This window comes from Azospirillum formosense, from assembly GCF_040500525.1.
GTDB classification, from domain to species: domain Bacteria; phylum Pseudomonadota; class Alphaproteobacteria; order Azospirillales; family Azospirillaceae; genus Azospirillum; species Azospirillum formosense_A.
The window spans coordinates 533,786-548,301 of sequence record NZ_CP159404.1; the positions used below are offsets into that span (position 1 = coordinate 533,786).

Sequence of the window (14,516 nt, forward strand, 5' to 3'; positions counted from 1 at the left end):
AGTGGACGAGCATGCCCCAACAGAAACAGCACAGACGGCGAGCGCAACACAGCCATACCGCACTCTTTTTCTCCCCCTTTGTTGTTCTGCGGCAACGGTTGCGGAATCTCCCAATCATGTCAATCCGCGAATCCACATCTATCCTGTGACAGGATTGCGCCTTAATATTCTTTAACGATTTTATTTGGCCATTTTCTTAAAACGTAAGCGGATGTCTGGAGATTTCATTTTGAAATATTGCATTCGATGCCATCCGCGAAATCCCTTCAGTCGCTCCCAACGCAGAATCCAGCATCACCGCCGCGTCGCGAGTGTGTGGAAGGAATTTCCCGGAACATCTCCAAGACGCTGAAAATCCGCTGAAAAATTCCCTCCCAACAATGTTGAAGGTGCCGCCTGATCGATTGAACGCCGTCAAACGCCTTGTCATAAGTATTGGACGATTGAAAGACGAACGCTGATCGTTTTCGCCAAACATCATCAAAATTCGGAACGAATTTATCGAAACATCGATCCACCCCGACGGAGCGCGCGGAGATGAGTGAGCCTCGGATTCCCGGCCTTGGCGAGAACGGAGATGAAACCAGCGATGATCAATCAGTCTATGAAGGCATTCCAGGCCCGGCGACGGCGGGACGGACGACGGGCGGCGCCGGCGACCCGTTGTTCCTCCGCGCCTTCGACAGCGGGCGCCGCTGGGGGGCGCCGACGGATGACGCCGCGCCCCCGCCTTATACCCTGACCTACGGCTGGGTGGTGAACGCCGGCCTCCGCTACGTCCCCGGCTTCCGCCCCCTCGACAGCGGTCAGCGGGCCATGGCGCTGCAAGCGATGGGGGAATGGAGTTCGGTCGCCAACCTCGCCTTCGCGCAGCCGGCAGACCCCATGACCGCCAATTTGCAGTTCCATATGAGCCAACTGGACGTCTTCCGCGCCTCCGGCATGGCCTACTACCCCAACCCGGCGGGCTCCTACATCTACCTCGACCCCGAATCGGCCGGCTACCGGACCTACATCCATGAGATCGGCCACGCGCTGGGCCTGAAGCATCCCGGCGACTACAACGGCACGGGCAGCGGCACCCCGCCCTTCCTGCCGCCCGCCGAGGACAACCGGGCCAACACCATCATGTCCTATTACGGCGTCTGGCCCGGCGGGCTGGGTGTCTATGACATCGCCGCGATCCAGCGCCTCTATGGCCCCAACCCCACCGTGCGCGCCGGCGACGACCTGTATCTCCTGACGCCGGGGGCACCGGGGCGCTACCTCTGGGACGGCGGGGGCAACGACACCCTGTCCGCAGGGGGCTCGGACGTCCCCGTGACCATCGATTTGGCGAACGGTTGGGGCTGGTTCTCGGCGCAGGACGCGTCGATCCTGGCTCGGAACCAGTTCTTCGTCGGCCACGGCACCCGCATCGAGACCGTCGTCGGAGGATCGGCGGGCGACCGGCTGAACGGATCCGCCTTCGCCGACACGCTGGAGGGGGAGGCGGGCGACGACACGCTGGACGGTGGGGCCGGCGACGATCTACTCGACGGCGGCAGCGACAGCGACACGGCCACCTACGGCTTTCCCTCCGCGAACGTCTTCGTGACCGCCGATCCGTTGGGCAACGGAACGGACCTGATCGTCACCGGGGCCGGCGGCACCGACCGGTTGCATGACGTTGAACGTCTGGTCTTCACCGACCGGATCGTCGACCGGCAGCAGGCCCCCACCGTTCTGCCCCGCCCCGCGCCGGACCAGCGCGCCCTCGTCCACGATGGCACCCGGAGCTACGAGGCGCGCATGGCGTCCTACGACGGCCCGGTCGCCAGGCTGAGAAACCAGTTTCTGGGAACGGCGTCGAGCGAAGCGGTCGTCGGCAGCGACCAGGGCGATTTCATGAATCTCCTCGCCGGCAACGACGCCGCGCAGGGCGGAGGCGGAGACGATGTCCTCGACGGCGGCGCGGGCTCCAACTTCCTGAGCGGCGGAGCCGGCGTGGACACCTTCTTCATCGACGGACGGGACGAGAGCGTCACATGGTCGACCGTGACAGACCTGCAACCGGAGGAATGGGCCATCGCCTGGGGCTGGGCCGCCGCCATTTCCCGGTTGACCTGGGAGGATCTGGCGGGCGCCAGCGGCCATCAGGGAGCCACCGCGCGGATCGACCTCGACGGCAACCACGGCACCGACCTCAGCCTCACCTTCAGCGGGCTGGCCCCCGGCGGACTGGTCACCAGCACCGGGCAGACCGGGGTGGACGGCTATCTCGCCTTCCGGATCGGCTGACCGGTTTCCGCAGTTTGAAAAAGCGGTGGTCGGAGGGGGGCGGCAGCGCCACTGTCGCGCATTCTGGGCGCAACCGTTGCCCCAGGGACAAGGAGAACCCGCAACCATGAAACAGGTGATGTTCGTCGAGCTCGGCATGGGCGCCGATCTGCATGGGCAGGACGTGACCAAGGCCGCCGTGCGCGCGGTGCGCAACGCCATCGAGCGCAATTCCATGCCCGGCATGAGAGCGCTGGTCGATGGCGACACCAGCCGGATGCAGGTCCGCGTCCATCTGGCCGTCCCGGCGGACGCCGACCGCCTGGATCTGGAGGCCGTGCGGGCCGTCTTCCCCTATGGGCAGGTGTCCTTCAACGTGGTGTCCGGCGGCATGCTGGCGCCCAGCGGCATCTTCCTGGCCGACAAGAACGACCGCAACGAGATGATCTACATCGTCAACGCCGCGGTGGAGGTCGGCGTCTGAGGTTTGGCGTCTGAGATATGATGCCCGGCCTTCGGCCCTCGAGTTCGGAGCGGTTGCCCCCGCCGCCCGTTTCGTGCCAGCGTCGGGGCATGAAGCGCGCGCTCCGAACCGCCCTGATCGCCGTCGGCATCCTGGCCGGCGGCCTCGTCACCCTGACCGTGGGGGTGGTGGCCGCCCTGCCGGTGATCGCCGACCACATTCCCCTGGAACTGTCCCGAGTCGTGATGAGCGACGGGCGGCGGCAGGTGGAGATGCAGGGCATGGTCCACGTCGCCAAGCCGGACTTTTACGCCGCGATCGCCCGCCACATCACGCAGCGGCGCCAGGACGGCTGGCTGGTCTTCTACGAGGAGGTCCGTCCCGACGACGCCTCAAACCCCGCCGGGGTCGCCGACGTGCTGCGCCGGCTGGGGGCGGACTGGAACCCGGACAGCAAGCAGCATCCCTACGAGATGATGGCGAGCCTGCTCGGCGACGGGCTGGTGCTTCAGGACAACCGCGCCCTGATCGGTCCGCCGGGGCCGGACGCCCGCAACGTCGACGTCACCCTGTCGCAACTGCTGGCCGCCCTGCCCCCCGACGACCCGGACGAGGCCGGTCCGGACACCATCGATCTCGCGCAGCTCCGGAACGAATACGACACGCTGCCGGGCTGGGTGCAACGGCGCGTCCAGGCCGCCATCCGGATCATGCTGGCGACCACGGCGTCGGGCTCCATGGTGCGCGAGGCCCTGCCGCCCGCGCTGACCACCCTGCGCGAGGACAAGGTGGTGGCGGCCATCAAGGCCGAACCGGACCGCAACATCCTGATCCTCTACGGTCAGGTGCACATCGGCCACATCCAGACCATGCTGACGGAGGCCGACGCCCGGTGGCGGACGGTCTCCTCAACGGCGATCCAGGCGTTCTGAACCGCGCCGGTCTCCCGATGCGGTTCACCAGATTTTGCGGGCCAGCTCCTCGCCGCGGGCGGTGAGATCCTCGAAGCGGCGGCGGGCCTCCTCCTCGGCGCTCCAATCGCCGGAAGCGACGACGGCTTCGGCGGCGTCCGGACGGTCCGGCGCGCTGGGACGGTCTCCCGCTTCCCCGTGGAGGCCATAGACCTGGCCGTCGCGCGCCTCGATCACGGCGTAGCGGCCGTCCCGTTCGACGAGCCGGAAGCTGCCATGTTCCGAAACGGTCCGGACGTTGGGCATCGCACTCTCCCCTTGCGGTTCATCGGTCACGCCGTCAACAACCGCCGCGCTGCCCATTTGTCGCATAGCAGCATCATGGCACTTTATGGGTGCAAATGAGAGTCGTTCGCACTATACAGGAGGGAAGTCAGCCGCAAAGAAGTTTGAACCGCCAATGCTCACAGCGCTTCACACCCGTTCCATCGCCGCGATGGCCGCCGCCGGCACCTTCCTGTCGAGCGGAGTTGGCTGGGCGCAGGGCGTCCCCGCAAGCAACGGCACCCCCGCGGCGCCGGCTTCCCCGGCAGCCCCCCTGACGGCCCCTGCGACGGCGCCTGTGACGGCGCCCGCCGCCGACGCGCTGGCGGCCCCGCTGGCGGCGCCGGACGCCGCGGCTGGAGCGGCCGCCGGGCTGGACCACATGACCGCCGCGACGGCGATCCTGCCGCACGACCTGTCCCCCTGGGGCATGTTCATGGCGGCGAGCCCGGTGGTGCAGGCGGTGATGATCGGGCTGGCGCTGGCGTCGGTGGCGACCTGGACCATCTTCCTCGCCAAGTCGCTGGAGCTGTCGAAGGCCAAGCGCAAGGCGCGGGCCTCCCTGGCGGCGCTGGAGCAGGCGCGGTCGCTGACCCAGGCGGCGGAGAGCATCGGCTTCGAGAAGACCCCGGCCACCGCCTTCCTGCGCGCCGTGATCGCCGAGGCCCACCAGTCCGCCGACGCCCCCTCGCAGGAGGGTCTGAAGGAGCGCGCGGCCTCCCGCCTGGAGCGGATCGAGGCGGCGGAGGGGCGGCGCATGATGCGCGGCACCGGCATCCTCGCCAGCATCGGCTCCACGGCCCCCTTCGTCGGGCTGTTCGGCACGGTGTGGGGCATCATGGTCAGCTTCATCGGCATCGCCAAGTCGCAGACGACCAACCTCGCCGTGGTGGCTCCGGGCATCGCCGAGGCGCTGCTGGCGACGGCCATCGGCCTCGTCGCGGCCATCCCGGCGGTGGTCATCTACAACGGCTTCGCCCGCTCCATCGGCGGCTACCGCGCCCAGCTCGGCGATTCCTCGGCGGCGGTGCTGCGGCTGCTGAGCCGCGACATGGACCGCCGCGCCCTGCCGCGCGCCGTGTCCAAGGCGGCGGAGTAAGGCCATGGCGGCGCGTCTCGACGACGGCGACGATCTCACCGAGTCGCACGACATCAACGTCACGCCCTTCATCGACGTGATGCTTGTGCTGCTCATCATCTTCATGGTGGCGGCTCCGCTGGCGACGGTGGACGTGCCGGTGGACCTGCCGGCCTCGACCGCCCAGCCGCAGCCGCGGCCCGACAAGCCGCTGTTCCTGACCATCCAGGCCGACAAGAGCCTGTCGGTCGGCGACACGCCGGTGGCGCGGGAGTCCCTGGCGGCGGCGCTGGACGGGGTGACGAACGGCGACAAGGGCGCGCGCGTCTTCCTGCGCGCCGACCGCAGCGTGGATTACGGCGCGCTGACCGAGGTGATGAACGCGCTGCGCGCCGCCGGCTATCTCAAGATCGCCTTGGTCGGCCTGGAAGGCGCGGCCGCGAAATGAGCGTGGCGACCGTCGATCCCAACGACCTGCCGGACGGCGAGGAGCGCACGGCGCCCGCCCTGGCGCGCTGGGGCGGCAGCCTGCTGGTCGTACTGGGCGCCCACGCCCTCGTCGCGGTCGGCGCGCTGTCCTGGCACGTCGCGATGGAGGAGGCGCCGGCGATGCCGCCCGCGGTGATGCTCGACCTGCCGCCGCTGCCGGAAACGCCGCCCGCCGAGCCGCCGCCGACTCTGGAATCGATGCTCCCGGAGCCGGAGGTGCCGCCCGAGCCGGTGATCGAGCCCGAACCGGAGCCGGAACCCATCCCCGAGATCGCCCCGGAGCCGCCGCCGCCCGTCCCGGCGGAGGTCGCCCTGCCCGAGCCGCCGCCCAAGCCGAAGCCGAAGCCCAAGGAAGAGCCCAAGCCGAAGCCCAAGGCCGAACCGCCGAAGCCGCGCCCGCAGCCGCAGGCGCCGCCCAAGCCGGTGACCGAAGCCCCGGCCAACCCCGCCACCGCCGCCCCGCCCGCGGGCGCCCCGGCCCAGGCGGCACCGGCGCCGCGCAACAGCAACGCGCTGCCCACCTGGCACGGCGCCGTCCTCGGCCATCTGGAGCGTTACAAGCGCTATCCCCGCATCGCCCAGATGCGGCGCCAGCAGGGCGTTCCGCAGGTGCACATCACCATTGACCGGCAGGGTCGGGTGGTGTCGGTGCGGCTGCACAAGGGCTCCGGCTTCGAAGCGCTGGACGAGGAGACGATCGCTCTGGTCGAACGCGCTTCCCCGCTTCCGGCCCCGCCGCCGGAGGTGGCGCAGGACCGTATGGAGCTGGTCGTGCCGGTGCAGTACTTCCTGCGCTGACCCGCCGGCGGCCTCCGGGTCGCCGGGATCCGAGCGCTCAGGCGCCGCGGAGCTGGCGGCGCATCACGGCAAGTGCATCCACAGGCGCATGAGTTCCGGAACCGTGCGGATGTCGAGCTTGCCGAGGATGTTCGCCCGATGGGTCTCCACCGTGCGGACGCCGATCCCGAGGCGGATCGCGATGGCCTTGTTGGCGCAGCCCTCCACCATCAGGGCCGCGACATCCCGCTCGCGGGGGCTGAGAAGAGCCAGCTTCGCCAGGGCGGACTCCGCGGCGGAGCGGTCCCGGCGCTGGTGGGCGTCGCGCTGCAAGGCCTCATGGATGCGGCGCAGGAAGACGCCGTCGTCGAAGGGCTTCTCCAGGAAATCGACGGCTCCGGACCGGAAGGCGGTGACCGCGGCGCTCACCTCGCCATGGGCGGTGATGATGATGACCGGCAGGCCGCAGCCGCGCCGGGCCAGTTCCTCCTGAAGCTCCAGCCCGTCCATGAAGGGCATGCGGAGGTCGGCCACCACGCAGCCCGGCTGCTCCGGGTCGCAGCGGTGCAGGAATTCCAGAGCGTTGACGAAGGTGCGCACGGACAGGCCGGCCACTTCGACGAGAACGGAGAGGGCGTCGCGGACCGCCTCGTCGTCGTCGATGATGAAGACGGTCGGTTCGGTGGCGGAGAGGCTGCTGGTCTGGGTCATGGGACGGCCGGGTGTTTGGACGGGCTGCGGGCAGAGTCTGCGGGCAGAAAGACCTGGAAAACGGAACCGGTCGGACCGGTGCGGCCGAGCCACAGCCTGCCGCCGTGGCTTTCGACGATCGAGCGGCAGATGGGCAAGCCGAGCCCCATGCCCGCCGGCTTCGTGGTGGCGAACGGCGAGTACAGATGGTCGACCATGCCCGCCGACACGCCGGGTCCGCTGTCCTCGACCTCGAAGGTCAGGCCGTCCGGCGGCGTCGCCCGGACGCGCAGGACGACCTCGCGCACCGGGCTGTCGGCCGCGGCGATGGCCTCGATGCTGTTGTGCACGAGGTTGAGGAGGACCTGCTCGATCTGGATGCGGTCGCACAGCACGAGGGGAAGCGGCTCCGTCATGTCCACCTTCAGCTGGACCCGGTTGTAGGCCGCGTCCCCCCGCACCAGGGTCAGCGTCTCGCGCAGGATCTCGCTGGCCGATTCCGGCGCCAGCTGCAGCGATCCCTTGCTGAGGAAGGTGCGCAGCCCGCGGATGACCTCGCCCGCGCGCTCCGCCTGGATCACCGCCTTGTCGATGAGGTCGTGGGCGCGCGGCGGGGTGTCGCCGCCCTCCAGCAGGCGCTGGGCGGCGCGCGCGTAGCTGATGGCGGCCAGCAGCGGCTGGTTCAGCTCGTGGGCCAGGGCCGAGGCCATCTCCCCCGTCACGGTGAGGCGCGAGAGATGGGCCAGTTCGCTCTGGTGTTGGCGCAGCCGGGCCTCGACCTCGCGCCGCTCGCTGACCAGCGCGCCGAGGAACAGGGCCGTGATGGCCAGGGCCAGCATCAGCGTCTGGTGATAGATCACCGCGCCCAGGGGAAGGCCGATCGCCTGCAGCCCGGCGATCAGGCCGCTCTGGATGGCCAGGGCCGCCAGCACCGCACCCGGCAGGCCGTGCGACACGGCGACCCAGACGAGGGGCAGGAACAGCACGTAGAACAGGTTGAACTGGCCGTCGCCGATGGGCAGGAAGACCAGCAGCAGGGCCGCGGCGATGGCGGCCGTCTGGGCGGCCGTGGGCGTCCTCGGCACGCTCCAGGCGGGCGTCTTGTCCGGTTGGTGCAGGAGAAGGACGAAGGGCGTGACCACGGCGATGCCGATGGCGTCGCCCAGCCAGTATTGGAAGGCCAGCGTCGGCAGCTCGGAGGCGGGCAAGGCCCCGTCCAGGACGAACACGCCGACGAAGACGGGCGCCACGACGGCGGCGCTGAGGAAGGTGACTCCGACCAGCCAGCCGACGTCGCGCACCCGGTTCAACGCCAGACCGATCCCCACCCTGTGGCGCAGCACATGGGCGGCCGCCCCGTAGCCGGCGACGATGGCGAGGTTCGAGAGCAGCAGCGAGGCGATCGAGGCGGGATGCCCCCGCACCACCAGATCGGCCAGGATCAGCGTGGCGTAGACCATCGGCAGGCCGCGCGCGCCGGTCCACAGCAGAAGGGCCATGTAGAGCCCCGCCGGCGGGTTCCACGGCGTGATGTTGAGGCTCGGGCGCGGGTGGATGAAGGTCAGCCAGTCGATGGGCAGATAGGCCGCCAGGAAGGCGAGCGACAGCACGACCATGTCCCGGCCGGTCAGGATGGCGGGTGTACCCGTCGCGCGACTGGCGGGTGGGAAAGGCATCTCAAGGCGTTCTTTCGGACTGCACGAGCGCAACGGCATGGGTGGACGAGGCTTCGACTATAACGCCCACCCGGCGCGTTCACCTATGCAATGGGCGCCTATGCACATGGACGCCGATGCGATGGGTGGGAGCCCGGCGGGCTCCCGTCCCCGCGACGCATGAATCAGCCGACGAAGAACGGCTGCGTTCCATGCGCGGCGATGGCCTTCGACAGCCGTTCCAGCGCGTGGGCGTAGGCCGCCGTGCGCATCGGGATGGACTTGGCCGTGCCCATGTCCCAGACCCGGCGGCCCTCGGTCTCCATGATCACGCGAAGGCGCTCGTGAATCTCGCCGAGGCCCCAATAGTAGCCCTGACGGTTCTGCACCCACTCGAAGTAGGACACCGTCACCCCACCGGCGTTCGCCAGGATGTCGGGCAGGACGATGACGCCGGCCTCGTTCAGGATGCGGTCGGCGTCCGGCGTGATCGGGCCGTTGGCGAGTTCCAGGACAACCCGCGCCTTGATGAGTCCGGCGTTGCCCTTGTGGATCTGATCCTCCAGAGCCGCGGGGACCAGGATTTCGCAATCGGTTCCCAGCAGCTCGTCGCCGCTCACCGCACGGGCGCCGTTCTCGGTGTAGGCGGTCACCGAGCCGCCCCGCTCCTTGGCCGTCTGCACGGCTTGCGGGTCCAGCCCGTCCTCGCAGACGATGGCTCCGCGGGAGTCGGACAGGCCGACGATGCGATAGCCGTCCGCATGCAGCAGGCGGGCGATGTGGAAGCCGGCGTTGCCGTAGCCCTGGATCACCACCCGGCGGGCCGATCCGGACAGGCGCAGATCCTCCTCCAGATGCTTGATGAGGTAGTAGCCGCCGCGCGCGGTCGCGTCGTCACGCCCGAGGGAGCCGCCGAGCGGCAGCGGCTTTCCGGTGATGACCGCCGGGCTCGGCTGGCGGACGATGGAGCTGTACTCGTCGGCCATCCACCCCATGATCATGGAGTTGGTGTAGACGTCCGGCGCCGGGATGTCGCGGTCAGGTCCGATCATGCCGGCGAAGGCCTGCACATAGGCCCGCGACAGACGCTCCAGCTCCGACTTGGACAGGCTGTGCGGATCGACCTTCACCGCGCCCTTGCCCCCGCCATAGGGCAGGTTCATCACCGCGCACTTGAAGGTCATCCAGAAGGCCAGCGTGGTCACCTCCTCGACGTTGGAACTCGGGTGGAAACGGATGCCGCCCTTGGTCGGGCCGCGAGTGTCGTCGTAGCGGCACCGCCACGCCGGGAAGGAACGGCGCGATCCGTCGTCCATGCGCACCGACAGGCGGACGCTCAGGGTCTCCTTGGCGTATTTCAGTTTCTCGAGAACCTCGGAATCCACCTCGACGTGCTTGGCGGCTTCATCCAGGCGGCTCAGCGCCCCCGAAAGCAGATCGTCCATTCCTTTTCCCCATGGTTTCGGTCAGGAGCACCGAAGGTTGGCCGCATCTCCTTCCTGGAAGGTTCTGCTCACTTCCCCTAAGGCATATGACGGCTTTTCTACTGGGGAATAACCCGGATCAAAATATCCGTATTACTACGGAAATCGTGTAACATACTGCAAAACAACGATAAAATTTTTACGCGCCGGTGCGTTTCTCGCGCTCCGTAATCATACGGATGGCCGCGGACAATGCCCGTGGGCGAGAGTCCGTCCGGGCTTGAACCACCGTCGCCGCGCAGTCGAGGACGCACCGATGACCGAGGAAACCGACCGGCCGCTGATCTGGATCGGCCGCATGGATTATGGGCGCCTGCTGCGGGCCATGGACCGGCTGGCCGCGCAGGACCCGGACGTCCGGGCGTTCCTGTCGAGGGAGTTGGAACGGGCGATCGTCCGCCCGGAATGCGACCTTCCCCGGACCATCGTGCGCATGGGCAGCCGGTTCCTGTTCCGCCGCGATGACGGCATGCCGCCCGAATGGGGAGAGCTGGTGTACCCGGACCAATCGCCCAAGGAGGATCAGATCACCGTCGCCTCTCCGCTGGGGGTGGCCCTGCTCGGTCTTCGGGAAGGCGCCCGGATGCCCTACAGCGATGCGGACGGCACCACACGCCGGCTGATGGTCGAGCGCGTCCTCCCCGCCTGAGCCGCCGCCACGCCTGCGGATCGACGCCGCCGCACGGCGCGCTCGGCCGGCCTCGCTCTTCATTTGCAAATGCGAATGAATCGCATTATTAGTGGAGCCTGTTCCGCTCCACGGCCCCGCTTGGCTCCGGACGGGACCCGAGACCCAACAGCCGAAACCGATCGGGGGCGGAGACGATGTGTGAGCGTTGTCGGAAGACCGTGCCATCCTGCGTGCTGGGACAGGCCAAACGCCGGAAGCTGTGGACGATCCCAACGGAGTATCACTGTTCGATCGTGGGCACTTGCCTGTCGTCGGAGGACGTGGCGTGGCTGTGCCGGCGGCTGAAGCTGGTCCCCACCGCGGACGCCCGCCCCTACGACATCCACCGCTATTTCGTGGAGAAGGCCGCGGAGGACGGGCCGGAGGCCCGGCTGATGCACAAGCGGCTGGACGAGACCTTCGCCGTCGCGGTGAAGCGCTTCGCCCGCGAGACGACCGAAGACGGGTGGATGGCGCTGTGGACCGCCGCGGTGGCCTCGGGCGACGTGGCCGCCGCCTACTGGGGCGTGCTGAGCCACGGCGCCATGCCCGACGCGGTGCGGGTGCGCGCCTTCGCCGACGTGCACATGCTCTCGCACATCATGGGTGGCGAGAACCGGCGCCAACTGCGGGAGAACCGTGATCTGGCCCGGCGCTGCGAGGACTTGGCGGCCCGGCTGACGAAGCAGGACCGCGCCGCCGCCGAGCGCGTCGCCGAGAAGGACGCCCGCATCCGGGAGCTGGAGGCGCAACTCACCGCCCAACGGGCCGCTCCCGCGGCTCCGGAAACGACAAGCGCCGCGAAAGCCCCGTCCGGCCGCGCGCCCGGCCAGGCGCGCCTGCAGCGCACCATGGAGGCCCTGCACCGCCGCGTCGCCAGCGAGCGCATGCGCGCGCGCCACGCCGAGGCGGAGGTGGAGCGGCTGCGCCGCCTGCTCGACCCACCGGCCGCGCAGGTCCGCCGCACCGCCGTCGCCGAGACGAACGCGCCGACCGACCTCGGCGGGCGGGCCATCCTTTATGTGGGCGGACGGACCAAGAGCCTGCCCCACCTGCGGGCGGCGGTGGAGACCCGCAACGGCTGCCTGCTGCACCATGACGGCGGGTTCGAGCAGACCACCCGCTGCCTGGAAGGTCTGGTCGAGCGCGCCGACGTGGTGGTCTGCCCCGTCGATTGCGTCAGCCACGACGCCTGCCTGCGGGTGAAGGGGCTGTGCCGCCGCATGGGCAAACCCTTCGTGCCGATGCGCAGCGCCGGCGCCACCAGCTTCGCCCGCATCCTGCACAGCTTCGGGCGGGACGGCGCCGGCGAGGACGCCGCCCACCACTGAGCGCCGCCCGAACCCTTGGCGCGGCCGCACCCGGTCCGGTCAGGCGCTGCGGACACCGGCGAGGAACTCGCCGACCTCGCCGGTCAGCCGTTCCGCCTGCTGCGACAGCGCCTGCGCCGCGCTCAGCACATGGGCGGCGGCCGTCCCGGTGTCGTTGGCCGCCTGCTGCACGCCGGCGATGTTGGAGGCGACCTCCTGCGTGCCGACGGCCGCCTGCTGGACGTTGCGGGTGATCTCCTGGGTGGCGGCGCCCTGCTCCTCCACCGCGGCGGCGATGGCGGTGGCGATCTCGTTCACCTCGCCGATCACCGTGGCGATCCCCTGGATCGCCGAAACGGCGTCGCGCGTGACCGTCTGCACCTGGGCGATCTGCGCCGCGATGTCGTCGGTCGCCTGGGCGGTCTGGCTGGCCAGGGTCTTCACCTCATGCGCCACGACGGCGAATCCCTTGCCGGCGTCGCCGGCGCGGGCGGCCTCGATGGTGGCGTTGAGCGCCAGCAGGTTCGTCTGGCTGGAGATGGCCTGGATCAGCCTGACCACCTCGCCGATGCGTTGCGCGCAGCCGGCCATCAGCCGCACCGTCTCGTCCGTCCGACGGGCGTCCGCGACGGCCCGCGTGGTGATCACCTGCGACTGGGCGGCGCGGTTGCCGATCTCCCGGATGGAGGCGGTGAGCTGTTCGGTCGCCGCCGCCACGGTCTGCACGTTGGTCGAGGCCTGCTCCGACGCGGCGGCCACCGCGAAGGACTGGTGGTTCGTCTGCTGGGCCGCCGCCGACATGGAGCCGGCGGTCGCCTCCATCTCCGTCGCCGCGGACGACAGGGTGCCGGCCAGCCCGCTCACCTTCGCTTCGAAGCCGCGGGTCAGCCGGTCCAGCGCGGCCGCCCGCCGCTCACGCGTCTCCTGGTCGCGCCGTTGCTCCTCCTCCAGCCGCGCGCGCGCGACGGCGTGCTCCTGGAAGACCGCGACGGCCTGCGCCATGGCGCCGATCTCGTCGCGCCGCCCGGTGCCGGGGATGGCCACCGCAAGATCGCCGTCGGCCATCTGCCGCATCGCCCCGGTCATCGCGGTCAGCGGCCGGACGATCCGGCGGATCACCAGCAGCGAGCCGCCAACCCCCAGCAGCAGGCTGAGCGTGAGGACGGCGAGGCTGACGAGCAGGTCGGAGCGCGCCTCCTCCGCGGCCTGCGCAACCGCCGAGTCAATGGCGGCGCCCACCGTGCCGGCCAGCGTGAGGATGGACTCGATGCCCACGGTCGCCCGGCTCATCCATTCGTCGGAGGACATGGTATAGCGGCCGTCCGCACCCCCCTTCAGCACCGCCTGCCGGGTCTCGGCGAAGCCCTGGAGAAACGCGGCCTCCACCCCGTCGATGGCCCGCGCCAGATCGGGCGCGATGTCCGGACGGGTGCGCAGAGCGCGGATGCCGTCCCACGCCTGCTCCAGCCGGCCGCGGGACTTCGCCAGGGCTTCGGCCTGCGTTGGAGCGACCGGCCGGCCGCCGGCGATGAGGGCGTTGAACAGGCCGCGCTCGCGCCCGGCGTGTTCGGCCATGTCCGCCGCGTAGCCGCGCAGCTGGACGAGCTGGAGGGTCGCCGTCTTCGGCGGCGGAGCGACCGCCTCAAGCAGCAGGCGCAGGGCCCCGACCCGCTCGATGTGGGCGGTGACCACGCCGCCGAACCCCGAGACGACGTCCGGCGCCCGCTCGCCGACGTTGCGGGCCAAGGCCTCGTCGACCCCGCGCCGGCGGTTCCGCAGGTCCACCAACGAGGCTTCCATGGCGCCCAGGCGCGACCCATGCGCGACTATCTCGGGGACGCCGCGCAGATCCTCCAACGCGGCGCGCAGCGCGGCGTCGGCGGCGCTGCGGCGCTGGTCCAGACGGGCGCGCCGCTCGGAGGACAGCGGTTCGGGGCTGTTGAGCGCGCCGTTGGTGGTGCCCCGCTCCACGGCGAGATCACCCGCCGCGATGACCAGGCGGCTGGCCACCTGATTGACGGTCCGATAGGCCGTGGCCGCCTCGACGCCGCGAAGGGCCACATACGCGGCGTCGCCCGCCATGCCGATCCCGAGGAGGGCGAGCCCGCCGACAATCACCGGTAGCGTTGCCTTGATTGACAATAATCGCATGGATTCACCCTGGGACACGGACAGCATTGGCAGAGTCAAGCCCAGGCCCTCGGGCCTTTCCTTGATCTTTGTCAAAGGATCTCTGCATGCGGGAACCGGCACACCAACGGAAAGAATCGCCGAGATCGATTGCCGAAATTGCGCATTTGCTTTCGGAAAATTTCCGGAAAGCGGCCCGATGCGACAAGCGGGCAAGCGTCTAAAGTTGCGGGGCGCCGCCGCGCGCTGTGCTACAGTGCGGCCGGAAGGAGCCGT

13 protein-coding genes are annotated in these 14,516 nt (G+C 69.6%); 8 read left to right on the forward strand and 5 right to left on the reverse strand.

Annotated elements, in window-relative coordinates; genetic code table 11:
* Nucleotides 1-537 precede the first annotated feature (537 nt).
* The 3 genes from ABVN73_RS23075 to ABVN73_RS23085 all read left to right on the forward strand — a co-directional run bounded on the left by ABVN73_RS23075 (nucleotide 538) and on the right by ABVN73_RS23085 (nucleotide 3,654).
* Nucleotides 538-2,280, forward strand: coding sequence for a reprolysin-like metallopeptidase (locus ABVN73_RS23075; protein WP_353860930.1), 1,743 nt, complete (start codon nucleotides 538-540; stop codon nucleotides 2,278-2,280).
* 106 nt (nucleotides 2,281-2,386) lie between these two features.
* A complete protein-coding gene (locus ABVN73_RS23080) occupies nucleotides 2,387-2,743 on the forward strand; it encodes a Lin0512 family protein (RefSeq protein WP_014241764.1) in 357 nt (118 codons plus the stop codon).
* Between the two features lie 89 nt (nucleotides 2,744-2,832).
* Entirely contained in the window at nucleotides 2,833-3,654 is an 822-nt protein-coding gene (locus tag ABVN73_RS23085) for a hypothetical protein (protein WP_353860931.1), read from the forward strand.
* Between the two features lie 24 nt (nucleotides 3,655-3,678).
* Here ABVN73_RS23085 and ABVN73_RS23090 read toward each other — a convergent pair whose 3' ends face one another.
* On the reverse strand, nucleotides 3,679-3,939 hold the full coding sequence (locus tag ABVN73_RS23090; protein ID WP_353860932.1) for a hypothetical protein: 261 nt from the start codon (nucleotides 3,937-3,939) through the stop codon (nucleotides 3,679-3,681).
* Nucleotides 3,940-4,093: 154 nt separating this feature from the next.
* Between ABVN73_RS23090 and exbB the strand changes: the two genes are divergently transcribed.
* Genes exbB through ABVN73_RS23105 form a run of 3 tightly spaced genes read left to right on the forward strand, consistent with a single transcriptional unit; the run spans nucleotide 4,094 to nucleotide 6,322 of the window.
* Nucleotides 4,094-5,056, forward strand: a complete 963-nt coding sequence (exbB, locus tag ABVN73_RS23095; protein WP_353860933.1) for a tonB-system energizer ExbB — start codon at nucleotides 4,094-4,096, stop codon at nucleotides 5,054-5,056.
* A gap of 4 nt (nucleotides 5,057-5,060) precedes the next feature.
* Nucleotides 5,061-5,483 carry a TonB system transport protein ExbD gene (exbD, locus tag ABVN73_RS23100; protein WP_014241770.1) on the forward strand — a complete coding sequence of 141 codons (423 nt, stop codon included), beginning with the start codon at nucleotides 5,061-5,063 and terminating at the stop codon, nucleotides 5,481-5,483.
* A complete protein-coding gene (locus tag ABVN73_RS23105) occupies nucleotides 5,480-6,322 on the forward strand; it encodes an energy transducer TonB (protein WP_353860934.1) in 843 nt (280 codons plus the stop codon). Before exbD ends, ABVN73_RS23105 begins: the two co-directional genes overlap by 4 nt.
* Nucleotides 6,323-6,385: 63 nt before the next feature.
* On the opposite strand, the gene ABVN73_RS23110 is transcribed toward ABVN73_RS23105, so the two are convergent.
* The 3 genes from ABVN73_RS23110 to ABVN73_RS23120 form a co-directional block, all read right to left on the reverse strand.
* Nucleotides 6,386-7,012, reverse strand: coding sequence for a response regulator (locus ABVN73_RS23110; protein ID WP_353860935.1), 627 nt, complete (start codon nucleotides 7,010-7,012; stop codon nucleotides 6,386-6,388).
* A complete protein-coding gene (locus ABVN73_RS23115; RefSeq protein ID WP_353860936.1) occupies nucleotides 7,009-8,667 on the reverse strand; it encodes an ATP-binding protein in 1,659 nt (552 codons plus the stop codon). The genes ABVN73_RS23110 and ABVN73_RS23115 overlap by 4 nt, the downstream gene beginning before the upstream one ends.
* Nucleotides 8,668-8,831: 164 nt before the next feature.
* Complete coding sequence (locus ABVN73_RS23120) at nucleotides 8,832-10,091, reverse strand: Glu/Leu/Phe/Val dehydrogenase (RefSeq protein ID WP_353860937.1); 1,260 nt, start codon at nucleotides 10,089-10,091, stop codon at nucleotides 8,832-8,834.
* Nucleotides 10,092-10,386: 295 nt separating this feature from the next.
* On the opposite strand from ABVN73_RS23120, the gene ABVN73_RS23125 reads away from it, so the two are divergent.
* Nucleotides 10,387-10,779 (forward strand): regulator of nucleoside diphosphate kinase, encoded by a 393-nt coding sequence (locus ABVN73_RS23125; protein ID WP_353860938.1) that lies wholly within the window; start codon nucleotides 10,387-10,389, stop codon nucleotides 10,777-10,779.
* 275 nt (nucleotides 10,780-11,054) lie between these two features.
* On the forward strand, nucleotides 11,055-12,131 hold the full coding sequence (locus ABVN73_RS23130; protein WP_353860939.1) for a DUF2325 domain-containing protein: 1,077 nt from the start codon (nucleotides 11,055-11,057) through the stop codon (nucleotides 12,129-12,131).
* 39 nt (nucleotides 12,132-12,170) lie between these two features.
* Here the strand turns inward: ABVN73_RS23130 and ABVN73_RS23135 are convergent, their stop codons facing one another.
* Nucleotides 12,171-14,228 (reverse strand): methyl-accepting chemotaxis protein, encoded by a 2,058-nt coding sequence (locus ABVN73_RS23135; RefSeq protein ID WP_353860940.1) that lies wholly within the window; start codon nucleotides 14,226-14,228, stop codon nucleotides 12,171-12,173.
* Nucleotides 14,229-14,516: the final 288 nt, after the last annotated feature.